Here is a 25,006-nt window from a genome sequence, read left to right on the forward strand (position 1 = left end):
TGCGGCGTCGCCCCGTCGCGGCACCGAGTCAGCCGAGGATCTTCCGCTTCTGTGCTTCGAACTCCGCTTCCGTCAGCACTCCTTGGGCTTTCAGCTCACCCAGCTCCTTGAGCTTGTCGATGTTGCTGCTCATCTCGTCAGGAGGCGGGGCCTGCGGTGCCGGCTGTTGCGGCGGCGGCTGCTGCTGGGCGTCCTGTTCCGCCCATCGGCCCGCCTGCCTCCGGGACACGCGGTTGGATACCGCGGTGGCGGTTCCGGCGACCACGGCCGTACGCGCGACGCCACGAAGAAGTCCTGGCATGTTCGATCATCTCCCAGATGGTGTGCCCGCGGCTTCGGCGGATTCGAGCGAGGCCAGCAGGGCCTGGACGGGAATGCGGCCGTTGGCGACGAGTCGCGCACCGCTGCGCCTCATGGCCTTGGCGAAGGGGGCGGCCCAGACGTTCTCGTACACGAGGATGCCGGCCGAATTGCCTGGCTCCAGGGCGGCACCGGCTTCGTCGATGTCCTCCTGGTCCAGCAGCCCAGACGAGGCGCCCTCGAAGACGGAGAGGTCCGTCTCGTCACCGAGGTCTCTCCATTCCGCTGCGACGACCGACCCGTCGTCGTCCTTGCGGACGAAGAGAAGGTCAAGGATGCGAATCACGCCGCGATCGACCAGGTCGAGGAGAAGAGGGAAGCCCTCGCCCGTCATCTTGTTGCCGGGGAACTCGACGATCAGGTAGTCGACGGGCCCCATCTCTTCCAGATCAGCGAGCTCTTCACTCACGGCCACTCCTCACGAGCGGGTAGAGGTCAGGGGCTGGGCCCGGCCGCCGGATGGCGGGCGATGCCGGCCGTCGGCACAGCGACGGGAGAGCCCTCCCCGCCAGTCCAACACCCCGGCCGCTCCTTCGCACGTTCTGGGGGCGGGCCGTCGTCAGCTGGTCGGCTGCGCCGGCGGAGCGCCGGTCGCCCGTGCGTCTTCTTCCTCCGGGTTGCCCGCGAGGAATTCCACCAGGGCCATGACGAGGAGCCAGACCAGTGCGATGCCGACGATGACCAGGGCTGTGGGGTAGCTCCACAGAATGGACGTCAGTACGGCCAGTGCCACCAGGACCCAGGTGATCCAATTGCGGTGGCGCCGGATGAACGGTCCGACCGGGCCGGTGCGCATGCCCGCGCGGTCGGCGGTGGCGCGCACGGAGCCGATGCCGGAGTGCCACGCCTGGCGTACGAACGTCGCCCGTCGGCCCCGACCGCTCAGCCAGGCAGCCAGGGCGACCACCACGCCGACCGTCACCGCCATGCGGACAGTGGTGCGCATGTAGCGCGTGAGCGTGTCGTAGACGGACTCGGCGGCGGGCTGCGAGACGGTGTCCGGCAGTGCGTTCAGGTACGCCTCGCGGAAGACGGTCAGGCCGCCGCCGAGCAGCAGCATGGAGAAGGCGAAGGCGAGTGCGGCGACTACGAGGATGCGGCGGCGGTGCGTGGAGACCAGGACTCCGGCGGCGATGAGCAGTACGGAGAGGACGGGCAGCCAGAACCCGGCCAGCTGCAGGATCCGGAAGTACGTCTTGACCTTGCCGATGTCGTCGGTGCGCAGCACTGTGATGTCGGTGTGCACTTCGGGGATCTTCGCTGCCGCGGTCATTCCGTCGTCGATGAGGCGCTGTTTGACCTGGGCGACGACCGGGCCGAGGTCGATGGTCACCGAGTCGTTGTTGATCGTCACCGCGCCGCCGCCGCTGCCTGTCAGGGCTTTGTCGACGGCTGAGTGGATCCGGCGGTTGGCCTCGGTCCAGAAGTCCTCGAAGGTTTCGGAGGAGACGATCTCCTCGGTCTTGTCGTGGACGAAGCTGCGGACGGCGTTTTCCAGCGCGTCGCCGAGTTTGCCGAGTGCCTTCTCGGCGAGCGGCCGGTCGGCGGGCGCGACGCCCTCCAGCAGCGTCGGCAGGTCGATGTGTTCCATCACCGCGTTGGTGACCCGGTTCGCGGCGGCGGCCTGGATGTCGGGGTCGGAGGCGAGCGGTGCGACGGTGTCGACGTAGCGGTCGGTGTCGCCGATCTCGTCCGCCGTCCATGCCGCGACGGCGGCCAGCGGGGCGAGGACGCAGCCGATGATGATGAGGAGCGCGGAGAAGAAGGACCGCCACCGGTGATGAGGCGCACGGGCCGCCTTGTCGGCCTCCAGTGTGGTGACGCGGTCCCGCAGGCGCTCCAGCTCGGAGCGCCCCTCGTCGGCGCTCGACGCGCCGGGGCGTTCCTCCCCGGGCCCCGCTGATCCGTCGTTCGGCATGGCGCGACCTCTCGTATGCCTGTGGGCTCGATGCCAGCAGAACTCGAACCGCAGCCTGGCGCGAGCTCTCGGGGACCGTCGGAGTGACCGGCGGACGCGGCGATCAGCCCGCCTCTGACGTGCCGGCCAGGACGAGGTCCGGGAAGAGATCGGCCGATCACTCGCGCCTCGAAGCACCCGACGAGGAGCCCTTCGCCGAACTCGCCACGACTCCGGACCACCTGCGGCAACGGGCGCGGGATCATCTCGCTCCCGCACGTCCCGGTACGCCGACGGGCCGAGGGCGTCCAGGAAGCCCCATCGCATCGTTCAGCTATCCGACAGGCGTGCACCCGGGGGCGGAGCGCATCAGTAGCCGGTGCCGCGCTTGACCTGAGCGCGCTCGATCCCGTGCGCCGCGCCCTTGTCGTCCAAAGTCCGACACGCGTCGGCGATGTCCTGGCTCAGGCGATCGATGTGCTCGCGGCTCAGGGTCTCCTTGGCCAGGGCACGCATGATCTTCACCCCCTCCGCGTTGGGCGGGAGCGTGTACGCGGGCACCATCCAGCCCCGCTCGGCCGCGAGCTGCCAGGCGACGTCGGACTCGTCGTACGCGTGCTTGCCGGCGAGGCGGAATGCGACCAGCGGCAGCTGCTCGAGGTCCCTTCCGATCACTTCGAAGCGGCCGCTGCTACGCAAGTTCTCCGCCAGCACGTGGGCGTTCTCCTGCATCATCTTCATGATGTACGTGTAGCCCTGGCGGCCGAGGCGGACAAAGTTGTAGTACTGCGCGAGCACCATCGACGCGCCGGTGGAGAAGTTCAGCGTGAACGTCGCGTCGGTCTTGCCCAAGTAGTTCTCGTAGAACACGAGATCCTTGGGCAGGTCGGACTCTTCGCGGAAGATCAGCCAGCCGATGCCGGGATAGACCAGGCCGTACTTGTGTCCCGAGACGTTGATCGAACGGACCTGCTCCAGCCGGAAGTCCCATTTCGAGTCCGGGTAGAGGAAGGGCCACACGAAGGCGCCGCTGGCTCCATCGACGTGGATCGGGATGTCGAGGTCTCGTTCCTCGCGGATGTCCCGCAGGAGCTTGTCGATCCCGACGACGTCGTCCTTGTGGCCGGTGAACGTGGTACCGAGGACGGCGACGACGCCGATCGTGTTCTCGTCGAGGTGAGGTTCCACGTCCTCCGGGCCGATCGTGTACTTGTCCTCGGCGAGCGGCACGATCCGCGGCTCGACGTCGAAGTAACGGCAGAACTTCTCCCACACGACATGGACGTCCCCGCCGAAGACCAAGTTCGGGCGGTCGACGGACAGATTGGCGGCCTGCCGGCGCGCCCGCCACTTCCACTTCAGCGACAGCGCGCCGAGCATGATCGCCTCGGACGAGCCCTGGGTCCGACATCCGGTGGTCCTGCCCGGCGCGTTGAAGAGGTCAGCGAGCATGCGCACGCACCGCTGCTCGATCTCGGCGGAGATCGGGTATTCCGCGTGGTCGATGAAATTGCGGTGGAGATTCTCGGCGATCAGCCGTTGCGCCTCCGGCTCCATCCACGTGGTGACAAACGTGGCGAGGTTGCGCTGCGGGTCACCCTCCATAGCGAGATCCACATCCACAAGCCTCATGGCATCCGTCGCGGACATGCCCTCCGCGGGGAAAGTCTCCGAGGGAGCAGGCACGGTCAGGAATCGGTTACCGAAAAGGGCCGCTTCATCACGTTTACTCATCCACCGATTCAAACAGCGCCAAAGACCGCTTCTCAGACGGACACGCCGAGGCGGAGCAGCGCAGGGCTCGTCCATGAACGTATCCGTGCACCGCCGCTACCAGCCGGCGGGCAGCAGCGTCTTGCCCGCCCGCGCCCGCCGATTCACATCGGGGCTGCGCACCCGTCCTCCTACGGTGCGGATCACAGGCGGAAGGCGACCAGCGCCGTGTCGTCGGTGTTGCCGTCAGGCGGGAGCAGGTCGGCGAGGGGGGCGTCGGCCACTCCTCCGGTCCGGCTCGTCCGTGCCGGGTGAGGGAGGCGGCGAGGCGGCCCAGGCCGGTGTCGATGTCCTCCGTGAGGCGTACGATCAGGCCGTCGGTGTCCAGGACCAGGGTGGCGCCGTCGGTGAACGCCCCGCTGTCCTCCGGTCGGGCGACGGGTTCGGGGTGCGCGCCCCAGGGGTGGATCGGTCGCTTGGTCGAGAAAGGTCACCGTGCCGTCGGCGTCGAGCAGGGGCGGAGGGGGATGGCCCGCGCTGCTGTACGTGATGGTGTGGGCACCCCAGTCGATGTAGGTCTTCACCACAGTGGTCGACTCGGCCCCCTCGACACTGCGGGCATACAGCCCGAGGGCTTCCAGGGCCCGGGCCGGACCATCGGCGACACGGGCGGCGGCGCTCAGCGCGCTGCGCAGCTGCCCCATCACGCAGGCCGCTTCCAGGCCGTGGCCGACGACGTCGCCGACGGGGTGTCGCGCTCTCCGGAGGCCACCACGCGCAGCATCGACTCCCGGGTCTCCCGCATGCCCGCCGCGGCCGGTTAATCGAGGTGCGCGGGGAAGACGTCGGAGATGTAGCCGCCCACAAGCTGGTCGCGGCTGCGCCCGGCGAGCCGGAGGAAGTCCTCGTTGGCGTCCGCGTACAGCAGCTCAGGAGTGAGCAGAGCCACCATGCCGGGGAAGGCATGGAAGGTCGCCCCGTAGTCGATCTGCGGATTCCTCATGTGTGCCCGCCTCGGCGCCGACCGTCGGTTTGCTGATGCCCCACGATAAGAGAGACCCGCCCCGGAACCGGGTCACCACACCTGGCCGTCACGGGCGGCTTCCTCCTCGGGCTCGGGCGAACTCGGCGGGCCGCTGCTGGGACCCGGGACGAGAAGTACCCCGAAGGGACCATCCGGCCCTCTTCCCGTCCCGGCGACCGGGGCACTGGAACGGGTACCGTGAGGCCCGGTGAGTTCGCGCCCTGCGGGGCCCGCGGGTCGAAGCGGCCCTCCGCCGGACCCGCGTCACCGGCTGTCGCTGGGGGTCGGGCTCGCCCCGATCCGGGAGGACGTGAGGACCCCCTCGCGCTACACCGTCAGCGACGTCCTGACCCAGACCGCCATCGCCGTCGGGCGGGACGCGCCGTACAAGGAGATCGTCGCGCTCATGGACCGGTGCAGGTTGAGCGCCGTACCCGTTCTGGAGGGGGAGGGACGGGCGATCGGGGACGTCTCGGAGGCCCATGCGCGAAACCTCGGGCCGTCAGGGTGACCGGCAGCCGCGGCAACAGTCCGCCTGTGGCGTGCCGACCAAGGCGAGGTCCGGGATCAGTTCCCGACATGGATCTGGATGGCACGCAGCGCACGCCGCTGCACCAGCCTGATGACCGGCCTGGTCGCCCACATCAGCGGCGTGGCCAGAGGGCGGGCCTCGATGGCCATCGTCCAGGTGAGGCGCGAGCCGGCGGGTGCGGGCTCGATGAGCCAGTCCTCTGCGGCGTGGCGAAGCCCGGGCAGAGAGATCTCGAAGGTGCTGAACGTATACCGCCGTCCCTCGTCCCAGCGGAAGAACCGCTCACGGGCGGAGAGCACCCCCAGCACCGTGACCTCGCGTACCGTACCGACCCCGAATGGGCGCGGCGAATCCCAGCGCAGACCGGTGAACCCCGGCACCCAGCGGACCCATGCATCGCCGGTAAGGACCTCCCAGATCCGGCCGGGGGGAGCCGTGAGCTCCATGGAATGCACGTAGCGGAAGGGCGCGGACTCCAGGAACGCGTCTCCGCGCTCGGCGAGGGGATACCAGTGTGGGGCCATGACTCATGCTCTCTCGACTCCGGCGAGAGCTACGCCTTATGGAGGCGGCAGGTCCTACAGGGAGGGGAATTCTTTACATTCGCTCCGTCAAGCAAGAGTCCGTGCCGGTCTCCCGGTTCACGCCGCTGCCGGGCAGGAAGGCAATGTCGGAGGCGGGAGCCTGGTATGTCTCGGCTTCATGCTCAAACCACCTCTCCATCGCCACCCGCGGCGCACCGGAAAAGTTGAAATACCACGGTGAGTAACCTGATCTCGGCAGCCCCAGTGGCAGCCCCTATGGCGGAGATTTAGCATTGGCGTGAGACATGCAGTCGGTAGCAACCCGGCTGCAATTGCCGGCGGCCAAACAGGGACACGTCGCTGCCTTCCTCCCACTGTGCGCAGCGAAATCCCGATCCTTGAGCCCACGATCTCCGTTCGAGCAAGAGCAGTTCACGGAGCAGTCCGCATGCGGCCGCCACTCGGCGACAGCCATTGGCGCGGCCCGAACATGTGGCTGGCACGGACGCCAGCCGTGGAACCGCAGACCGTGGGTTCATCCGGCCGTGCCGATCGGCGGTTCGGCACGAAGAAGGACGGGCACGATGGCAGTCAACGAGTACAAGCCGGGGAGTGCCTTCTCCGGAGTGATCGGGCGGACCACGGACGTGTCCAGGCCGGCGTGGCCCGAGCCGCTGAGTGCGGTGCCGGGATCGCCCAACGTCCTGACGATCGTGCTCGACGACACCGGTTACGGGCAGCTGGGCTGCTACGGCAGCCCGATGCAGACGCCCCGCCTCGACGGGCTGGCCGCGGGTGGGCTGCTGTACAACAACATGCACACCACGGCGCTGTGCTCGCCCTCGCGTTCGTGCATCATCACCGGCCGCAACCACCACGCCAACGCCATGGCGGCGATCACCGAGCTCGCCACAGGCTTCCCCGGCTACAACGGCAACATCCCGTTCGAGAACGGGTTCCTGTCCGAGATGCTGCTGGAGCGCGGGTACAACACGTACATGCTCGGCAAGTGGCACCTGATGCCCTCGGCGCAGGAGTCGCCAGCCGGCCCCTACACCCGCTGGCCGCTGGGCCGCGGCTTCGAGCGGTTCTACGGATTCCTCGGCGGCGACACGAACCAGTGGTATCCGGAGCTTGTGTACGACAACCACCAGGTGGAACCCCCCGCCTCGCCGGAACAGGGCTACCACCTCACGCCGGACCTGGTGGACAAGGCGATGCTCTTCATCTCCGACGCCAAGCAGGTCGCCCCCGACAAGCCGTTCTTCCTCCACTTCTGCCCCGGCGCCACCCACGCGCCGCACCACGTACCGCGGGAGTGGGCCGATCGGTACCGGGGCCAGTTCGACGACGGCTGGGACGCCTACCGGGACGTGACGTTCGCCAGCCAGAAGAAGCTCGGCGTGATCCCTGCCGACGCGGTGCTCTCGCGCCATGACCCGGACGTTCCCGAATGGAGCTCCCTGTCCCCCGATGCCCGGCGGCTCGCCGCGCGCATGATGGAGGTCTACGCCGGCTTCCTCTCCCACACCGACCACCAGATCGGGCGGCTGCTGGACTTCCTGCAGGAGACCGGTGAATTCGACAACACGCTGATCATGGTCGTCTCCGACAACGGCGCCAGCGCGGAGGGCGGCGTCACCGGAACCACCAACGAGTCGCAGTTCTTCAACAACGCCCCCGAGCCGCTCGAGGACAGCATCAGGGGGATCGACGAACTCGGCGGGCCGACCATGTTCAACCACTATCCGTGGGGCTGGACATGGGCCGGCAACACCCCGTTCCGTCGCTGGAAGAGGGAGACCTACCGCGGCGGCGCCAGCGACCCGTTCCTCGTCCACTGGCCCCGCGGAATCAAGGCCCGAGGTCAGGTGCGCACCCAGTACGCCCACCTCGTGGACATCGTCCCCACCGTGCTGGACGTCCTCGGGATCGAGCCGCCCGAGACCATCAAAGGCGTCACCCAGTCTCCCCTGCACGGCGTCAGCTTCGCCCACACCTTCGACGACGCGGCCGCGCCGACGCGCCACCGGACCCAATACTTCGAGATGCTTGGGCACCGTGCCCTCGACCACGACGGATGGCGCGCCGTATGCCCCTGGCCCGGCCCGTCCTTCACCGAGGCGCGCCAGCCGTTCGGCACACCCATCAGTTCGGAGACTCTCTCCGAGCTGGATGCCAACTCCTGGGAGCTATACCACATCGACGAGGACTTCGCGGAAACCCGTGACGTCGCCGCGGACCACCGCGACAAGGCCATCGAGCTGATTTCGCTGTGGTACGTCGAGGCTGGCAAGTACGGCGTGCTGCCCATCGACGGCAGCGCCCTCGCGCGGATGACCGTCGAACGACCGACGATCGCCACGGCGCGGACCAGCTACACCTTCCGGCCCGGCACCCAGTCCCTGCCGCCGTCCGTCGCCCCCAGGGTGCTCAACCGTCCGCACAGTGTCACCGCCGACGTGGAAATCCCCGGCGACGGCGCCGAAGGTGTCCTGATGAGTCAGGGCTCGATGGCCGGCGGCTGGAGCTTCTACATCAAGGACGGCAAGCTGACGTACGTTCACAACTACCTGCGGCGAGGCTTCTACACGGTGACCTCGACGGACCCGGTGCCCACAGGCCGCCACGAGCTACGGTTCGAATTCGAACCGACGGGCCAGCCCGACCTGGCTGCCGGCAAGGGCACGCCGGGGCTCGCCCAGCTCTATGTCGATCGCCGCCTGGTGGGAGAGGCGAACTTCCCGGTCACCACCCCCGTCATGTTCAACCCCGGCGGCCTGACATGCGGCGCCAATCCCGGCCAGCCGGTCACACCCGACTACCAAGCACCGTTCCGTTTCAGCGGCACCATCCACAAAGTGACCATCGACCTGTCAGGCGAACTCATCGTCGACGCGGACAGCGAGATGCGCATGCACATGGCCCGGCAGTAGACATAGCGCCACCGGCCGGGACGGCGGCACTGGCGGCATCGTCGGTCTCAACGGCGGCCGCGCAATCGGCTTCTCGTGGGAGATCCGGGTGCGGACAGGGCCGTGGGAGCCACCTCGAAAGGAACCCGGACGCAGTGCTGGACGAATCGACTCGGTGGCCCAATCTGAGTTGCCAGCATCAGTCACGAGGTGGGGCGGCGGGCACACGGAGGAGGCGAGCGCGGGTCCTTGCCCGGCAGGATGACGGACGGGCGATCGACTACCAAACCACTCCAAGATTCGGGCCATTCCCGGGCCAAGCCCCGCCCAAAGATCACCAAGTCATTCGTAGGGCGGTGTTGCGTCTACGCCGACACTCCCAGTTCCTCCCGCCGGTATCCCACTCCTGACCAGCACTTCCGGACCAGTCACGGACCAAATCCCCGACTCACCCCGCCGGCGGTCACCCTGGTTGACGCGGTCCCACTCCTCCATGGACTGCTCGATGAGGCGGTTGGCATGCTCCCGGACGCCGTCCAGGAAGTTGGCGTAGTGGCGGAAGAGGACCTCGATGCTCTGACCCGCGCGGCGAGCGCACTCGGCCGGGCCCACCCCCGAGTACAACCAGAACGAGATGCCTGCGTGCCTCAGATCGTAGGGCCGCCTGGCCAGCCCGGAAGTGAGCTTTATGCGTGTCAGCACGTACTTCCGCGCCCGCACCCACGTCGTGCCATAGGCCGCTGGGTCCACATAGTTGCCGGCCTGGTTGCTGCGGCAGAAGGCACCGCGGATGGCCCCCGCATCCTGTTCGCGGTCGGCGACGGCAGCATCTTCCCGACCGCCGGCCACCTCGCCGCCTATGCGGGTCTCGCCCCGGCGACCCGGAGGCCGGGCTCCTCGATCCGCGGTGAACAGCCCTCCAGGAGAGGAAACAAGCAGCTCACACGGCCCTTCTCCCTCTCCGCGTTCGCCGCCCTGGCCGACCCGGCATCGCGCACCTACTACGACATGAAGATCGCCCAAGGAAAGCACCACACCCAGGCCCTGCTCTGCCTCGCCCGACGACGAGCCGACGTCCTCTTCGCGATGCTCCGCGACGGAACCTTCTACGAATCCCGGCCCGCCACCTCAGGCTGATCCTCATCGCTCACGCCGCACACCGGGCAGTCCCATTCGCACTCTGCGTGCCATGAGCGATGAAGCGCGTGTGCAGGAATCAGCCGATGAGGGCATGCGTCCGTGCGTCTTCTGTAATCACCCTGTCGTGATCGACTGTCTCGGCCAGACGGCCTCCCGCCCGGCACCCACCACCTTGACCAAACACATAGGGGCCCCCGCGGCGAGGCCGCCGGACATTTCTGGGACGGGCTGCTCCGGGTCGCGGCGACGGACGGGTTCTACGAGCTCAAGCGAAGCCGGGGCAGCAAACCCTCCTTCGACTGACCGAATCCGTCCTCGACGCCGGCACCCATGGTCTGGCAGCGAGGGTGGCAACAGCCGGTCCAGGCCGGCGCGGTGATCGCCCGCTTGATGCGGTGCCCGACAAGACGCTCGGCCACGTCCAGCGTGTACCAGCCGGGCGCCGGTCACCTCGGATTCCTGGATGCGTCCGACGTCACCGCGGACCGTGGTGAAGGCGTATCCGATGTCCAGGTGATAGTGCTCCCGGCTCGTCCTTCTAGGGCCGGGCCGGCACCTTGCCGTACTCGACGTAGACGGGAGTCGGCGAGACCACGGAGACCTGTCGGGGGTCCATGCCGGTCTCCTCCGTCAGCTCGCGCACCGCCGCCTCGAACAACGAGGTGTCGGTCGGCTCAAGGTGACGCCCGGGCTGAAGGGTGAGGCCGTAGGCGAGGTGCTCGATGAGCAGGATCTCGGCGTCGTCGCGGACGAGCAGGGCGCCGACGGTCACGTGCAGGAAAGGCTGCGCCGGGAGGCGAAGTCCCGGCCTTCCGTCAGGAGCCGCAGAGGCTCGGACAGCTGCTCGCCTTCGGCCGGGTGGCGCTCCAGGTAAGCACCGAGGGCGTCCGAGGTGTCGGAATCAGTGATCGCCACGAATCGTCTCCAGCGAAGGTGCACGGGCGGGGAGGTTCGCACTCCACAAGTCCGGCGGGGGCCGTTGTTCGCCAGGGCGCTCGCCTTCGCTCCAAAGGCGTTGCCATCGGCGTTTCGGCCAACCGCCTTGCTCATCAGCTCCGTTGGGAGACCCGGGTCGGTGCATCCTGCACGCTCCGACACGCGCCGAATCCCGGGGATCCGACGGAGTCCGAAAGACACCAGTTCGATATCTCGGCCGGATCGTTGAGCTTCACGACCCGCGCCGGACGACCGCTCAGGAGGACCCGCCGTTGACCTCGACTCCCATGAACGAGCAGCAGACCACGCTGCCTCCACCCCCGCCCGCGGAGATCACCTACAGCGGCCATTACGCCATCAATCCCCTCGCCGAGGTCTCCTTCCGGCGGATGTGCGCGCAAATCCCCGCCGTCCTGGGCCGCATCGCGAGGCTCTCGTGGCGGACCGACCGGCGCGCCGTCCAGCTGCTCGTCGGCTGCCAGGTGGTCACGGGCGCCTCCTCCGCCGTGCTGCTGACGGCCACCGCCCGGGCCATGGAGCCCGTCCTCGGGACCGGTTCCGCCGGGGAGCGGCTGCGTGGCGCGCTGTCGGCGCTGCTGGTGGTGGCCCTCGCCGCCGCGCTGGCTCGTACGGCCGGGGCGGTGGCCTCGTACGCGGAACGGCGGATCACGCCACGTCTGACGACGGAGACAGACTCGGCGCTGGTGGAGGCGGTGTGCCGGGTGGAGGCGGTGGCGTACGCAGAGGACGGCTTCGCGGACCGGCGCGAAGCGGCCGAGATGGGAGTGATGCGGACCCACGTGATGGTGACCGACGCCCAGCGGTTCGTGTCGGCGGTGATCCGCATGGTCACCGCCGGGGGCGTGCTGTCGGTGCTGAACCCGCTGATGCTGCCGCTGCTCCTACTCGCCGTTCTTCCGGCCGGTGTCGGAGCCGTGCTGAGCGCGCGGGTCGACTACGAGATCCACTACGCGAACGTGGCGGACCGCAACGTGAGGGGGATGATGCGCTGGTGGGCGACCGAGTCCCGTTACAGCGACGAGGTCCGCGCGAACTCGATGACCGACTACCTCGTCTACTGGTACCGGGCCCTGTCCGACCGTTGTGACCGGCGCAGCCTGGCCGCCGCGCCGCGGACCCTGCGGATCGCCCTGCTGCCGGCGCTGGTCGGCGGCGTCTTCCTGCTGGCGACGTGGGGTGCTCTGGCGTGGCTGGCCGTGTCCGGTCGGATCGATCTCGCGGTCGCGGCGACGGCCGTGATCGCCGTGCAGACCACGCTCGCCGCGCTGTCCCAGGTGGTCATCGGCGCCGCCGCGGTCTTCCACACCAGCCTGTACCTCGGCGACATGCAGTCCTTCCTCGACGACGCCGCCGCCCGCGCCCCCAGGCGTGGTCCCCACCGTCTCGCCGCCCCGGTCGACGAGATCCGTCTGGAGGAGGTCGTCTACCAGTATCCGGGCAAGGACAAGCCCGCCGTCGACGGCGTCTCGCTGACGCTGCGGCGGGGCCAGATCCTCGCGATCGTCGGGGCGAACGGCTCGGGGAAGTCCACCCTCACCCGTCTGCTGACCGGGGTCTATCTGCCGGACAAGGGCACCGTGTCGTGGAACGGCGCCGACCTCTCCGGTGTGGACCCCGCCACGGTGTGGGCGCACACCGGTCTGGTGCCGCAGATCTTCGCGCAGTGGCCGCTGCGTGTCCGCGAGAACGTGACCCTCGGCCAGCCACACGGCCGCGACGACGCCCCGGTGTGGGAGGCCGTCGACGCGGTCGGGCTGCGCGACTCCGTCGAAGACCTCCCCGCCGGTCTCGACACCCTCCTCGCCCGGGACCTCTGGGGCGGCACGGAGCTCTCCGGCGGTCAGTGGCAGCGCATCGCGTGCTCCAGGGCCCTGTACCGCCGGCCCGAGCTGCTGATCCTCGACGAGCCCACCTCCCAGATGGACCCTCGGGGCGAGCACCAGATCTTCGAGCAGATCAAGGCCATCGCCGCCGACCGCATCACCATCGTGGTCACCCACCGCCTGGAGAACACCAAGATCGCCGACCACGTCATCGTGATGGAGCACGGCCGGATCACCGAACAGGGCCGGTACGACGACCTGGCCCACGGCGGCGGGACCTTCGCCGAACTCCTGGAACTGTCGCAGGACCGCTGACCGACCTCGCCTCGTCCCCTGTCCCGCCCCGGCGGGATGAGCCCCGTCAAGGAGGACCCGTGCCCCGTCCCTCGCCGCTGCCGGCGTCTTCACCTCCCGCCCGGCTCGCGCAGCAGGGGGCGCACCACCGGATCGGCCGCCTCACAGTGGACGGGGCGGCCGAGCCTCCGATCTCTGCGGGCCGGGCGCGGTCAGGCCTGCTCGCTGATGTTGACCATCCACGTGATGCCGAACTTGTCCGTGCACATGCCGAACACGTCGCCCCACATCTGCTTCTCCAGGGGTACGGAGACGGCGCCTTCGGCGGACAGCTTCTCCCAGTAGCCTCTGAGCTCGTCCGCGTCGTCGCCGCTCAGGCTCACCGCGAAGTTGGTCCCTGTCTTGTGCTCCATGCCCGGCGGCACGTCAGCGCCCATCAGCGTCATTCCGCCGGAGGTCTCGAGCATGCCGTGCATGATCTTGTCGTCGTATCCGGGCGGCACGTCGGAGCCGAACTCGCCGTAACCGCTGAGCCTGAGATCGCCGCCCAGGACGCTCTTGTAGAACTCCATGGCCTGCCGCGCGTCGCCGGTGAAGCTGATGTACGGGTTGAGACGAGATGCCACGAGACACTCCTTCAGGACAATGGGATGGCACGGGCATCATAGGTTCACAACGGCTTAAATCGGACGATCTGCGAGTTCCGGTAGCTCGTCCGGTCGGCGAACGGCGTTGCGCCCGACCGATTCCGGCACGCCATGGACAGCACACCGGAGCCGGGCTTCCCATGGTGGACCGTGCTGCGACAGACGCGTGGGTCCCCGGAGTGGCGTCGCAGCGCGTCGCCCGGACGGTCGTCGGTCACCGGTAGGGTGCCGCCCGTGTCCGAGCACCCGCGCGACCTCGTCGGCTACGGCGCCGAGCCGCCACATGCCGCCTGGCCCGGTGACGCTCGCGTCGCCGTCAGTCTTGTTCTCAACTACGAGGAGGGCGGCGAGCGTAACGTCCTTGACGGCGACCGTGCCTCGGAGGGGTTCCTGCACGAGGTCGTCGGCGCGCCGCCGGTGGTCGGCGGACGTGATCTGAACGTCGAGGCGATGTTCGCCTACGGCGCTCGCTCCGGGTTCTGGCGCATTCATCGCACCCTCGGTGCCCACCGTGTGCCACTCACCGTCTACGCCGTCGGACAGGCCCTGGAGCGCAATCCGGATGCCGCGCGGGCGATGGGCGCCGCCGGCTGGGAGGTTGCAGGGCACGGCTGGCGCTGGATCGACTACCGCGCCGTGCCCGAGGACGTCGAACGCGCCGACATCGCGCGCACAACCGCCGCGATCGAGCGACTCGTCGGACGCCGGCCCGTCGGCTGGTACACCGGTCGGACAAGTTCCGCGACACGGCGCCTCGTCGTCGAGGAAGGCGGTTTCCTCTACGACTCCGACGACTACTCGGACGATCTGCCCTTCTACGTGGAGGCAGCCGGCCGGCCGCACCTCGTGGTGCCGTACAGCCTCGACGCGAACGACTTCAAGTTCTTGATCGTCCATGGGTTCACGACCGCGGACGACATGCTCACGTACCTCGTCGACACCTTCGACGTTCTGCACGCGGAGGGCGCCGAACGCCCCCGCATGATGAGTGTCGGCCTGCACTGCCGCATCATCGGCCGACCCGGCCGTATTCGCGCGCTCGACGGCTTCTTGCGACACGTCACGCAACGCGGCGGAGCGTGGATCGCGACGCGGGAACAGATCGCCCGGCACTGGCTGACCACACACCCTCCGGAACTCTGAGCCCGCGCCGCCATGGGCACCTGCCGTACGTACCGGAGGGGGTGATTCGCGCCCGCACCCGCGGATCTGTTGCGCCGCCAGGCGCGGGAGGTCCGCGCACGGCTCTCGGACGGTCCGGTGGAATTCCCATGGTCGCCCGGATGAGTCGCCGTCTCCGCGTTGGGCCGTCGGCGGCCCAGCAGTAAATCCTGGTCCGGGCTGCCTCATGTGAACCGGTCCCACAGAGCCACCATGTACGCCGTGCAGGTACACGGATGGTTTCGGGCGCATGGGTGACGAGGGTTGTGTCCGAGGTTCGCACACCGGCGTCGGACACGTTCGGGTGACACCGCCTTATTACGCCGTTCGATATGCGGCATAACCACGAACTAGGCGGTGGAGCCGCATGATCCCCCGCAAGTCACCCCGCCGATCAGCCTAGCTTCCGAATTGCCTCCGCAAAAATGACTACGTATGCCCATACTCTCGTTCTGCGTCTTCCGGGATGACCTGCTTTTCGGATCGTCAGGTCATTCCGTCATTCGATTGTCCGTGCGAGCGGATCTCGAGGTTATTCCGCTTCTCATTCCTGGAGAACACATGCGCGTTGCCGTGACCGGTGGCGGTGGTTTCCTTGGGTCACACCTGTGCGAAGCGCTTCTGCGGCGCGGCGACTCCGTGGTGTGTCTCGACAATTTCTCGACGGGCGACCCCGAAAACATCGCCCCTCTCCTGGCCCACCCGGCCTTCGAGTTCCAGCACGCCGACGTGAGCGTGTCGGTGAAGGTCGTCGGCCACGTCGACGCCGTCGCCCACCTGGCCTCCCCGGCTTCCCCTCCCGACTATCTGCGCCACCCGCTGGAGACGCTCGCGGTCGGAAGCCGCGGCACCGAGAACGCCCTTCGCCTGGCGCTGCGTCACAGCGCGCGCTTCGTCCTCGCGTCGACGAGCGAGATCTACGGCGATCCGCTGGTCCACCCGCAGGAGGAGACGTACTGGGGCAACGTCAACTCCATCGGACCGCGCAGCGTCTACGACGAGGCGAAACGATACGCCGAGGCGGTCTCCGCCGCGTACCGCCGCACGCACGGAGTCGACGTCGGCATCGCCCGGATCTTCAACACCTACGGCCCCCGCATGCGCCCGCACGACGGTCGCGTGGTGTCCAGCTTCATCACGCAGGCCCTGACCGGCGAACCGCTCACCATCTACGGCGACGGCGGGCAGACCCGTAGCTTCTGCTACGTCGACGACCTGGTCCGCGGCCTGGTCGCACTCCTCGACTCCTCCGAACTGGGCCCCTTCAACCTCGGGAACCCGGTCGAGCGCACCGTCTCCGAACTCGCCGACATCGTGCTGGAGATGACCGGCTCGTCCTCCGAGGTGAAGTACCACCCGCTGCCGGTCGACGACCCGGTCCGCCGCCGCCCGGTCATCACCCGCGCCCGTGAGGCACTGGGCTGGGAGCCGGAGATCGACATCACGGAGGGCCTGCGTCGCACCGTCGCGTACTTCGGCGCCCGAGCGGATCGCCTCGCCGCCTCGGCCGCGTCGATCCGCGGCGGCCAGGACGAGACGATCCCGCTGGCCGCGGCGACCTCGGCGCCCCTCACGCCGCAGACGATCCCCGGTCCGGCCGGCGCCGGCGCCGGCGTCGCGTCCTCCCTGCCCGGGGCCACCGTCACGGGTGGCTGATCCACGCGCCGCGGCGGGCCTCCCCCCGGACCCGCCGCGGCCCCGAGTCCGTCGGGCCTCCTCCCCCGGGCCTCTCATCCTGTCGCACCGCCTGGAGAACCTGCTGCCATGACGTCGTTGGAGCAAGGTCCCGCCCACGGGACCGGCACCGCCCAGGAACCCACGCTCCCCTCACCGGCTCCCGGCTCGCCGGCGGAGTGGGAGGCACTGGGCGCGGAGGTCCACGCCCTGTCGAACGGCGCGGTGGCCTCCATCGGCCCGGACGGTCCCGTCCTCGCGCGCCCGGCACACGGATTCACCACCCTCCCGTCCAGCTTCGTCCGAGCGTTCTCGCGCTCCGACCGCTTCCTGGTCGCGCTGCTGTCCCTCGGCTGGGCGGCCTGCCTGATCTGGTTCTGGGTCTGGTGGCTCGAACCGTCCCACCGCATCGGCTGGACGGGCCTGATCGTCAACAGCGCCCTGCTGCTGTACCTGACCTATCTGCCGGTGCACTTCCTCGTCGCGCTGCTGCGCATGCGCCGCTTCGACCCGGCCGTACAGGTGCCCCTGCTCCGCACCGCGTTCGTGGTCACCCGCGCCCCGTCCGAGGGCTGGGACATCGCCCGCCGCACCCTTGAGGCAATGCTCGACCAGGACTTCCCGCACCCCTACGCGGTCTGGCTCTGCGACGAAGACCCCACCGAGGAGATCCTCGACTGGTGCCGCACCCATGACGTGAATGTCTCCTGCCGGCGTGGCCGCGCCGACTACCACCGGGCCGAATGGCCCCGGCGCACGCGGTGCAAGGAGGGCAACCTCGCCTTCTTCTACGACCACTGGGGCTACGACCTCTACGACGTGGTCGCCCAACTCGACTGCGACCACGTCCCCGGGCCCACGTACCTCGCCGAGGTCGTCCGCCCCTTCGCCGACCCGGCCATCGGCTACGTCGCGGCCCCCAGCGTCTGCGACACCAACGCCGACGAGTCCTGGGCGGCCCGCGGCCGGCTGCACCGCGAGGCCATGTTCCACGGGCCCGTGCAGTTGGGCCACTCCGCCGGCCTCGCCCCGGTCTGCATCGGCTCGCACTATGCCGTCCGGACGAAGGCGCTGCGGGACATCGGCGGTCTGGGCCCCGAGCTCGCCGAGGACTTCTCCACCTCGTTCCTGCTCACCTCCGCCGGCTGGCAGGGCGCGTTCGCCATCGACGCGGACGCTCACGGCGAAGGTCCCCTCACCTTCGGCGCGATGATCACCCAGGAGTTCCAGTGGTCCCGCAGCCTGGCCGTCATGCTCCTGGGCATGCTGCCGAGCCACCTGGGCCGGATGCCCCTGAAGCTCCGGGTGCGCTTCGCCGCGGCACTGATGTACTACCCGCTGCTCGCCGGCGCCACGATCATGGGCATCCTCCTGCCGCCGATCGCCGCGATCACCGGCGCTCCCTGGATCGACGTCAACTACTTCGCCTTCCTGACGCACTTCTGGAGCATGTCCGTCTGGCTGATCCTGCTGACTCTGCTCTGCCGCCGCCGGGGGCTGCTGCGCCCCAAGGACGCCCCGATCCTCAGCTGGGAGATCTGGCTCTTCGGGCTCTCCCGGTGGCCGTACGTGGCCTGGGGCGTGCTGGCCGCGGTCTCCCAGAAGCTGCGGCCCCGCCAGATCACCTTCAAGGTCACGCCGAAGAGGCGCGACGGCCTGGAGCGGCTTCCGCTGCGCGCCGTCGCCCCGTACCTGCTCATCACGGTCTTCCTGTCGGGCTCGGCCCTCGTCGGCCAGTTCACCGGCCCCGCCGTCGGCTACGTCTTCCTCTGCCTCCTCGGCTCCGCCTCGTACTCCGCGGTGACGCTGGCGATCGGCACGCTGCACATCAAGGAGACTGCGCGAGCCACCGGCGTCCGCACCGTCCGGGCGCTGCGCACGGCCGCACTGCCGCTCCTCGCGGGCCTGCTGTCGCTGTTCCCGCTGGGGCTCGCGGCCGTCGTCTTCCCCACCTATCTCACCGGCTTCTACGCCTGGTGACGGCCACTGCGACCGAACGAGAAATGAGGTTCCCGTGCCCCAGACCGTCCTGGTCACCGGCGGCGCCGGTTTCATCGGCAGCCACACCTGTGTCGAGCTCCTCCGCGCCGGCCACGAGGTCGTCGTGCTCGATGACCACTCCAACAGCTCGCCCGAGGTCCTCGAACGGGTTGCGAAGATCGCGGGCCGCCCCATCGCGGCGGCCCACGTCGCGGACGTACGCGACCGGCGGGCACTCGACACCGTCTTCACGAGCCACCCGATCGACGCGGTGATCCACTTCGCCGCGAAGAAGGCCGTCGGCGAGTCGGTGCGGATCCCGCTCGCGTACTACGACATCAACGTCGGCGGCACGACGGCCCTGGTCTCGGCGATGCACCACCATGGCGTCCACCGGCTGGTGTTCTCGTCCTCCTGCTCGATCTACGGCGACGTCACAACCGTCCCGCTGACCGAGGAGTCGCCGGCGGCGCCGACCAACCCGTACGCCATCACCAAGTGGACCTGCGAGCGGATCCTCGCGGACGTCTGCCGACACGTGCCCGAGCTCCGGGTGCTGGCCCTTCGGTACTTCAACCCGGCCGGCGCCCACCCCACCGGACTCCTCGGCGAGGACCCGAGCGGCGTGCCGAACAACATCATGCCGTTCCTCACCCAGATCGCCGTGGGCCGCCGCGACGAACTCAGCGTCTTCGGCGACGACTTCCCCACCCCCGACGGCACCGGGATCCGCGACTACGTCCACGTGGTCGACGTCGCCGAGGGGCACCGCACCGCTCTGGACCACATCGACGACGAGCCGGGCATGCGGGTCTTCAACCTCGGGACCGGGCGCGGCGCGTCCGTCCTGGAACTCGTGCGCACCTTCGAGGAGGTGTCGGGGAAGCCGATCCCGTACCGCATCACCGAGCGCCGCCCCGGCGACGTCGCCGAACTCGTCGCCGACCCCTCGAAGGTCGCCTCGGCCTGGAACTGGACCGCACGGCGGGACCTGGCCGCCATGTGCCGTGACGCGTGGACCTTCCAGCAGCAGAACCCGTACGGCTACGCGCCCTGACCCGTCGCGTCGTACACCCCATACCGCGTTCAGACAGGAGAACACCGCATGCGGTTGACCGTCATCGGAACGGGCTACCTCGGAGCTGTGCACGCCGCGTGCATGGCCGACATCGGACACGACGTCCTCGGCGTCGACGTCGACGCCGAGAAGATCGCGGCCCTCAACGAAGGCCGGCCCCCCTTCCACGAACCCGGCTTCGACGAGGTCCTCACCCGCGCCCTCGCCTCCGGACGACTGCGCTTCGGCACCAGCCTGCGCGAAGCGGCGGTGCACGGCGAGGTCCACTTCATCTGCGTGGGCACTCCGCAGCAGGCCGGCTCCCACGCGGCCGACATGCGGTACGTCGACGCCGTCGTCGACGGGCTCGTGCCGCACCTGCCGGCCTCGTGCCTGGTGGTCGGCAAGTCGACCGTGCCGGTCGGCACCACCGCGCGCCTGACCGCCCGCATCGCGGGGCTCGTCCCGACAGGCGTACGGGCCGACGTGGCGTGGAACCCCGAGTTCCTGCGTGAGGGCTTCGCGGTCGAGGACACCTTGCGGCCGGACCGCATCGTCGTCGGCACAGTCTGCCGGGAGTCGGACGAGACGCTGCGCCGGCTGTACGCCCCGATGCTGGACGCGGGCGTCCCGTACATCGCCACCGACCCGAGCACGGCCGAGCTGGTGAAGGTCGCGGCCAACTCCTTCCTCGCCACGAAGATCTCCTTCATCAACGCGATGGCCGAGGTCTGCGACGCCGCAGGCGCGGACGTGGTCACCCTCGCCGACGCCCTCGGCCACGACACCCGGATCGGTCGGCGGTTCCTCAACGCCGGTCTCGGCTTCGGCGGCGGCTGCCTGCCCAAGGACATCCGGGCGTTCACGGCCCGCGCCCAGGAGCTCGGCGTCGGCCCCGCGGTGGCCTTCCTGGACCAGATCGACGAGATCAACGAACGGCAGCGGACGCGGACCGTCGAACTCGCCCGTCGGCTGGCCGGGGGCGACCTGACCCACCGCCGGGTCACCGTCCTGGGCGCCACCTTCAAGCCGAACAGCGACGACGTGCGTGACTCGCCGGCGCTGGCGGTGGCGGCGGCGCTGCACCGGCAGGGCGCCGACATCCGGGTGCACGACCCGGAGGGCACCGCGAACGCGCGTCGCACCCACCCGGAACTGCGCTGTGAGGCCGACCTCCTGACGGCATGCCAGGGAGCGGAGCTCGTTCTGCACCTCACCGAGTGGGGGCAGTACCGCGAGCTGGACCCGGCGAAACTGGCCCGGGTGGTCCGCAAGCCAGTCCTCGTCGACGCGCGCAACGCGCTACCGCACGACGAGTGGCGGGCCGCCGGCTGGACCGTCAAGGCGCTCGGCCGTCCCGCGCCGGCGGACGGGCCGCCGGCCGCTCGGGCGGGGAAGCCGCTGCGTGCCACGATCGCCTCGCCGGCCGTCGAGACGGACCACACCGACCTCCTGTCCCCGGTGCTGCCGACCGGCAGGGCTTAGACCGCCCCCGGCACGCCGACGCCGCCCCGCCCCGCACGCTCCTGGAGCGTGCGGGGCGGGGCGGCGTCACGGCCCGTCCGGTCGCCGAGGACGTCGCGTCGGAATGTGCCGGGGTGACCGAGGGGAGCCGGCGTGCGCCGGCTCCGGAGGCATCGATGTCCGGCTCAGCGGGCGGTGCGCTACTGCGCGGCGCCGGGCCGCAGGGCGTCCGGGAGCCGCTTGCCGAAGTAGTCGACGGGGCCCGCGTCGAGGCCCGTTGCCTGCGGGCCCATGCTCACGGACACCTCGTCCGCGCAGCGCGGCACCAGGTTCTCCGCCCCGGCCGGGTCGGTGACGGGTACGATCAGAGCGCGCAGGCACGGGTCGTCGTCGGTGCCGGTCGGCTCACCGTCGAGGAGTTCCTGGCCGGAGGCGGTACGCCAGTCGGCGAGGTCGCTGAAGCGCTGGCTTCCCCAGTTCAGCGACCAGGGGCCCACGCTGTGGTAGACGTTGCCCTCCAACTGGTGCGTGCCGGGGCGGTACGACGACTCGGTCTCGATCAGGGGACCCCCGTCGGTGGCGAGGATGTTGTCGCGGACAGTCACGCCGCTCATCCCATCGCGCAGCCGCAGAGCCGGGGGCCGGTTTCCCGCCGCCTCCGCGGAGGCGAGATCCCGCGTCCGCATCACGACCGTGTTGTTGTAGATGTCCAGGTTCTTCATTCGGGATCCGTAGGCGACGATGCCACCGTACTCGGGGAGCTTCCGCGCGTCGTCCCAGCTCATGTTGAAACGGACGACGTTGTCCCGGTGGGCGCCGGTCGCCAGTCCGGAGTAGACAAGGAACCCCGGCCCGTCGTTGCCGTAGGCGAGGTTGTACTGCATGACCGAGTGCGAGACGTTGTTGTCGAGGCCGAAACCGCCGCCGTCCACCCGGGATCCGGTCCGGTTCCGGTAGGAGCGGTTGTTCTCCAGGACCACGCCGGTGGAGTCGTACACCCAGATCCCCTCGGGACCCTCTTCGGCGTCGGCCGCGGAGCGCGCGCCGTTGTCGTGGGCCACCGAGCGCAGCACCTTCGCGTCCCGGACGCTGCCGAGGGCGATCCCGCTTCCGGTGTTGCGCCTGTCACTACCCGGGTCGCCGGTGTTGGAGGACGCCGTGACCCGCTCGATCCGCAGCCCGGAGTGCGCGTAGACCGGACTGTCCGCCTCGAACTCCGGCCCGTAGAAGACGAGTCCGGCCTCCAGGTTGTGGTGCACGGAGACATCACTGATGCGCACGTCGCTGTAGCCCGTGACGGCGTCGTCTTCCGCGCCGACGCTGATCCCGTTCTGGAAGCCCCGCACCTCCACGTTCGCGATCCTGACGTGGGCGAGCCTCCGCTCCCCGGGGCGGGTGGCGCGGAAGCCGATCCCGACCCCTTCGCGCAGCGCCTTGCGGTCGCCGACCAGCGCGATGTTCCTGATCTCCACGCCCGCGGTGTCGTGCACGGTGATGCCGGAGGTGCCGCGGGGCGCGATCGTGGCCCGGCCCGTGCCGTACGACTCGATCAACACCGGCCGCGCCGCACTGCCCGCCTCGCCCTCCTCCAGGGTGACGGTGCCGCGGAACCGTTCGCCGCCCTTGAGCCGGAGCCTGTCGCCGGGCTGGAGGTTCGCGGTGTTCGCGTGGTCCAGGGTCCGCCAGGGCTTCTCCGGCGACATGCCGTCGTTCTCGTCGTCGCCGTCCGGACTGACGTAGAAGGTGAACGGACCGCCGCTCGCGGGGCGGGCGGGCCGGTAGACCCCCGGCACGTCGCACCCCGTGAGCAGCAGGAGCACCGCGGCCGAGACTCCCGCCGCGGCCCTCGTCGTCCGGCTCCGCTTCACCGCGCTCACCCGCACTCCCTGGGGGACGTTCCAGTGCCATATCAGGCATATAGAGGAGCAGACTGCCAGAAAAAGGACATACGAAACGCCGACAGACGCGCGGCATCCGAGTCACGTGTGACGCGTCGCGCCCTCAGGGCGGCCGCGTCCTGACGGCGGTCAGGTCTTCACAGCGGTCACCGGCACGGCTCACACCGCGCCGGCGGGACTCTTCGCCGGACCCGCCGCCGGGTCCCCAGGGCTTCGGGCGGGCCCGGAGAGCAGTCACTAACGGGCGGGACACGGCTGCGACACGTCGCGGAAACGGGTCGTCCTTAATTTCTGTCAATCGACAGGAATTAGCCCGGGACGACTCACCTCCGCGACAGGGGACCGCCATGACCGTGACCACCGATCCCGCACCGCCGACACCCCCTCCGTCCGGTGGCGAGGACGCGCTCGCCCCGTTCGGCTATCCCCAGGAGCTGCGCAGGCGGATGGGCCGGTACGCCTCCTTCGCCGCCGGGTTCTCCTTCATCTCCGTGCTGACCACCGTCTTCCAGTTCTTCTCCCTCGGCTACTCCTTCGGGGGGACGCTCTTCTTCTGGACCTGGCCCGCCGTCCTCGTCGGACAGCTCCTCGTCGCCGCCTGCTTCGCGGAGCTCGCCGCCCGGCTGCCCATCGCCGGGGCGATCTACCAGTGGGCGAGCCGGCTCGGCTCCCCGGCCTTCGGCTGGTACGCGGGATGGATCATGGTGACCGGTCGGATCGTGGTGGTGGCGGCCGCCGCGCTCGCCCTCCAGGTCGTCCTGCCCGCCGTCTGGCCCGGTTTCCAGATCGTCGGCGGCGACCCGTCGCCCACGACGACCAGCGGCGCCGCCAACGCCGCCCTCCTCGGCCTCGTCCTGCTGGCGCTCACCACCCTGCTCAACGTCCTGGACAACCGGGCACTGTCGGCCGTCAACACGATCGGGGTCACCGCCGAGATCGCCGGCGTCGCGCTGATCGTCACCCTCCTCGCCACCCACGCGGAGCGGGATCCCGGGATCACCCTGCACACGGGCGGGGAGGGCGACCTGATCACGGCGCTCCTCGTGGGCTCGTTCACCGCCGCGTACGTCCTGATCGGTTTCGAGAGCGCGAGCGAGATGAGCGAGGAGACCGTCAACCCCCGGCGCACCGCGCCCCGGACGACGCTCACCGCCCTCACCACGTCCGGCGTCTGCGGCGGACTGCTGCTCCTCGGTGGCCTGCTCGCCGCGCCCAGCCTCACCGACGGACGCCTGGCGACGGAAGGCCTCGGTTACGTGCTCACCAGCACCCTCGGCGACGGCCTCGGCCGGGTCCTGCTCGCCGACGTGGCCGTGGCCATCTGCGCGGCCACCCTCGCGATCCAGACCTCGGCGACCCGCATGATCTTCTCCATGGCCCGTGACGGCGTCCTCCCCCGGTCGGCGGCGCTGGCGCGGGTGCCCCGGAGGACCGGAATGCCCGGCACGGCGGCGGTGGTCGTCGGCGTCGGCGCGGGTCTGCTGCTCCTGCTCAACCTCGCCTCCCCGCAGGCGTTCCTCGCCATCGGCACCACGTGTATAGCGATGGTGTACCTGGCGTACGCCATGGTCACCGGGCCGATGCTGGTCCGGCGGCTACGGGGCGAGTGGCGGCCGGACGACGGCGGGCGCGACGAACTGGGGCGTCCACTGTTCTCCCTCGGCCGCTGGGGGCTTCCCGTCAACGCGCTCGCCGTCGCCTACGGCCTCTTCATGACGGTCAACCTCGCCTGGCCGCGTGCCGAGGTGTACGACCCCGAGGGCGGCCACTGGTACTTCCGCTGGTTCACGGTCCTGGTCCTCGCGGCCACGGTCGCGACGGGTGCGGCGTACCGCTGGTACCGCGGCCGCAAGGGCTCCGCCGGGCGGCCGGACGCGCCGGGACGCGGGGTCCCCGCGGCACCGGAGCACGCGACCGTACGCGCCTGAGGTCGGGCCGCGCCCGGA

Annotated in this window: 19 protein-coding genes and 3 pseudogenes; 11 read left to right on the forward strand and 11 right to left on the reverse strand. The window is 69.7% G+C overall.

Features of this window, described 5'->3' with window-relative positions; genetic code table 11:
• Positions 1-28: 28 nt before the first annotated feature.
• The 5 genes and pseudogenes from ACZ3OF_RS33325 to ACZ3OF_RS33345 all read right to left on the reverse strand — a co-directional run bounded on the left by ACZ3OF_RS33325 (position 29) and on the right by ACZ3OF_RS33345 (position 4,973).
• A complete protein-coding gene (locus ACZ3OF_RS33325; protein WP_467308554.1) occupies positions 29-301 on the reverse strand; it encodes an SHOCT domain-containing protein in 273 nt (90 codons plus the stop codon).
• Positions 302-307: 6 nt separating this feature from the next.
• Complete coding sequence (locus tag ACZ3OF_RS33330; protein ID WP_467308607.1) at positions 308-739, reverse strand: DUF6325 family protein; 432 nt, start codon at positions 737-739, stop codon at positions 308-310.
• A 180-nt stretch (positions 740-919) separates the two neighbouring features.
• Positions 920-2,278: a hypothetical protein gene (locus ACZ3OF_RS33335; protein ID WP_467308557.1), complete on the reverse strand. Its 1,359-nt coding sequence runs from the start codon at positions 2,276-2,278 to the stop codon at positions 920-922.
• Between the two features lie 348 nt (positions 2,279-2,626).
• Positions 2,627-4,066 carry a glutamate decarboxylase gene (locus ACZ3OF_RS33340; protein WP_467308558.1) on the reverse strand — a complete coding sequence of 480 codons (1,440 nt, stop codon included), beginning with the start codon at positions 4,064-4,066 and terminating at the stop codon, positions 2,627-2,629.
• 107 nt (positions 4,067-4,173) lie between these two features.
• Positions 4,174-4,973 (reverse strand): annotated as a pseudogene (locus tag ACZ3OF_RS33345) (PP2C family protein-serine/threonine phosphatase).
• Between the two features lie 331 nt (positions 4,974-5,304).
• On the opposite strand from ACZ3OF_RS33345, the pseudogene ACZ3OF_RS33350 reads away from it, so the two are divergent.
• A pseudogene (locus tag ACZ3OF_RS33350) lies at positions 5,305-5,475 on the forward strand (CBS domain-containing protein); the annotation flags it as partial.
• An 86-nt stretch (positions 5,476-5,561) separates the two neighbouring features.
• Here the strand turns inward: ACZ3OF_RS33350 and ACZ3OF_RS33355 are convergent.
• On the reverse strand, positions 5,562-6,050 hold the full coding sequence (locus tag ACZ3OF_RS33355; RefSeq protein WP_467308560.1) for an SRPBCC family protein: 489 nt from the start codon (positions 6,048-6,050) through the stop codon (positions 5,562-5,564).
• Between the two features lie 584 nt (positions 6,051-6,634).
• Between ACZ3OF_RS33355 and ACZ3OF_RS33360 the strand changes: the two genes are divergently transcribed.
• Positions 6,635-8,986, forward strand: coding sequence for an arylsulfatase (locus ACZ3OF_RS33360; protein ID WP_467308562.1), 2,352 nt, complete (start codon positions 6,635-6,637; stop codon positions 8,984-8,986).
• Between the two features lie 321 nt (positions 8,987-9,307).
• On the opposite strand, the gene ACZ3OF_RS33365 is transcribed toward ACZ3OF_RS33360, so the two are convergent.
• Positions 9,308-9,814 carry a hypothetical protein gene (locus tag ACZ3OF_RS33365; protein ID WP_467308612.1) on the reverse strand — a complete coding sequence of 169 codons (507 nt, stop codon included), beginning with the start codon at positions 9,812-9,814 and terminating at the stop codon, positions 9,308-9,310.
• Between ACZ3OF_RS33365 and ACZ3OF_RS33370 the strand changes: the two are divergent.
• Together ACZ3OF_RS33370 and ACZ3OF_RS33375 are read left to right on the forward strand one after the other, a co-directional pair.
• Positions 9,797-10,102, forward strand: a pseudogene (locus ACZ3OF_RS33370) (transposase); the annotation flags it as partial. The gene ACZ3OF_RS33365 and the pseudogene ACZ3OF_RS33370 overlap by 18 nt on opposite strands.
• Positions 10,103-10,237: 135 nt before the next feature.
• The gene (locus ACZ3OF_RS33375) at positions 10,238-10,408 is read left to right on the forward strand and encodes a mycothiol-dependent nitroreductase Rv2466c family protein (protein WP_467308609.1); all 171 of its coding nucleotides are present in this window, start codon (positions 10,238-10,240) and stop codon (positions 10,406-10,408) included.
• Positions 10,409-10,643: 235 nt separating this feature from the next.
• Here the strand turns inward: ACZ3OF_RS33375 and ACZ3OF_RS33380 are convergent, their stop codons facing one another.
• Complete coding sequence (locus tag ACZ3OF_RS33380; protein WP_467308563.1) at positions 10,644-10,877, reverse strand: NUDIX domain-containing protein; 234 nt, start codon at positions 10,875-10,877, stop codon at positions 10,644-10,646.
• Positions 10,874-11,020 carry a hypothetical protein gene (locus ACZ3OF_RS33385; RefSeq protein WP_467308565.1) on the reverse strand — a complete coding sequence of 49 codons (147 nt, stop codon included), beginning with the start codon at positions 11,018-11,020 and terminating at the stop codon, positions 10,874-10,876. The genes ACZ3OF_RS33380 and ACZ3OF_RS33385 overlap by 4 nt, the downstream gene beginning before the upstream one ends.
• 308 nt (positions 11,021-11,328) lie before the next feature.
• On the opposite strand from ACZ3OF_RS33385, the gene ACZ3OF_RS33390 reads away from it, so the two are divergent.
• Positions 11,329-13,200: an ATP-binding cassette domain-containing protein gene (locus tag ACZ3OF_RS33390; protein WP_467308610.1), complete on the forward strand. Its 1,872-nt coding sequence runs from the start codon at positions 11,329-11,331 to the stop codon at positions 13,198-13,200.
• Between the two features lie 191 nt (positions 13,201-13,391).
• Here ACZ3OF_RS33390 and ACZ3OF_RS33395 read toward each other — a convergent pair whose 3' ends face one another.
• The gene (locus ACZ3OF_RS33395; protein ID WP_361680844.1) at positions 13,392-13,805 is read right to left on the reverse strand and encodes a VOC family protein; all 414 of its coding nucleotides are present in this window, start codon (positions 13,803-13,805) and stop codon (positions 13,392-13,394) included.
• Between the two features lie 255 nt (positions 13,806-14,060).
• Here ACZ3OF_RS33395 and puuE point away from each other — a divergent pair, with 255 nt between their 5' ends.
• The 5 genes from puuE (at position 14,061) to ACZ3OF_RS33420 (ending at position 21,183) form a co-directional block, all read left to right on the forward strand.
• On the forward strand, positions 14,061-14,969 hold the full coding sequence (puuE, locus tag ACZ3OF_RS33400; RefSeq protein ID WP_361680847.1) for an allantoinase PuuE: 909 nt from the start codon (positions 14,061-14,063) through the stop codon (positions 14,967-14,969).
• A 579-nt stretch (positions 14,970-15,548) separates the two neighbouring features.
• The gene (locus ACZ3OF_RS33405) at positions 15,549-16,643 is read left to right on the forward strand and encodes a UDP-glucuronic acid decarboxylase family protein (protein ID WP_361680850.1); all 1,095 of its coding nucleotides are present in this window, start codon (positions 15,549-15,551) and stop codon (positions 16,641-16,643) included.
• Between the two features lie 108 nt (positions 16,644-16,751).
• Complete coding sequence (locus tag ACZ3OF_RS33410) at positions 16,752-18,641, forward strand: glycosyltransferase family 2 protein (RefSeq protein WP_361680853.1); 1,890 nt, start codon at positions 16,752-16,754, stop codon at positions 18,639-18,641.
• Between the two features lie 34 nt (positions 18,642-18,675).
• Entirely contained in the window at positions 18,676-19,698 is a 1,023-nt protein-coding gene (galE, locus tag ACZ3OF_RS33415) for a UDP-glucose 4-epimerase GalE (RefSeq protein WP_467308568.1), read from the forward strand.
• A gap of 48 nt (positions 19,699-19,746) precedes the next feature.
• Complete coding sequence (locus ACZ3OF_RS33420) at positions 19,747-21,183, forward strand: UDP-glucose dehydrogenase family protein (protein ID WP_361680859.1); 1,437 nt, start codon at positions 19,747-19,749, stop codon at positions 21,181-21,183.
• 179 nt (positions 21,184-21,362) lie between these two features.
• On the opposite strand, the gene ACZ3OF_RS33425 is transcribed toward ACZ3OF_RS33420, so the two are convergent.
• Entirely contained in the window at positions 21,363-23,039 is a 1,677-nt protein-coding gene (locus ACZ3OF_RS33425; protein ID WP_361680862.1) for a right-handed parallel beta-helix repeat-containing protein, read from the reverse strand.
• 368 nt (positions 23,040-23,407) lie between these two features.
• Between ACZ3OF_RS33425 and ACZ3OF_RS33430 the strand changes: the two genes are divergently transcribed.
• Positions 23,408-24,988 carry an amino acid permease gene (locus tag ACZ3OF_RS33430; protein ID WP_467308571.1) on the forward strand — a complete coding sequence of 527 codons (1,581 nt, stop codon included), beginning with the start codon at positions 23,408-23,410 and terminating at the stop codon, positions 24,986-24,988.
• The last annotated feature ends 18 nt before the right edge of the window (positions 24,989-25,006 follow it).

Source organism: Streptomyces sp. NPDC022552, from assembly GCF_055561875.1.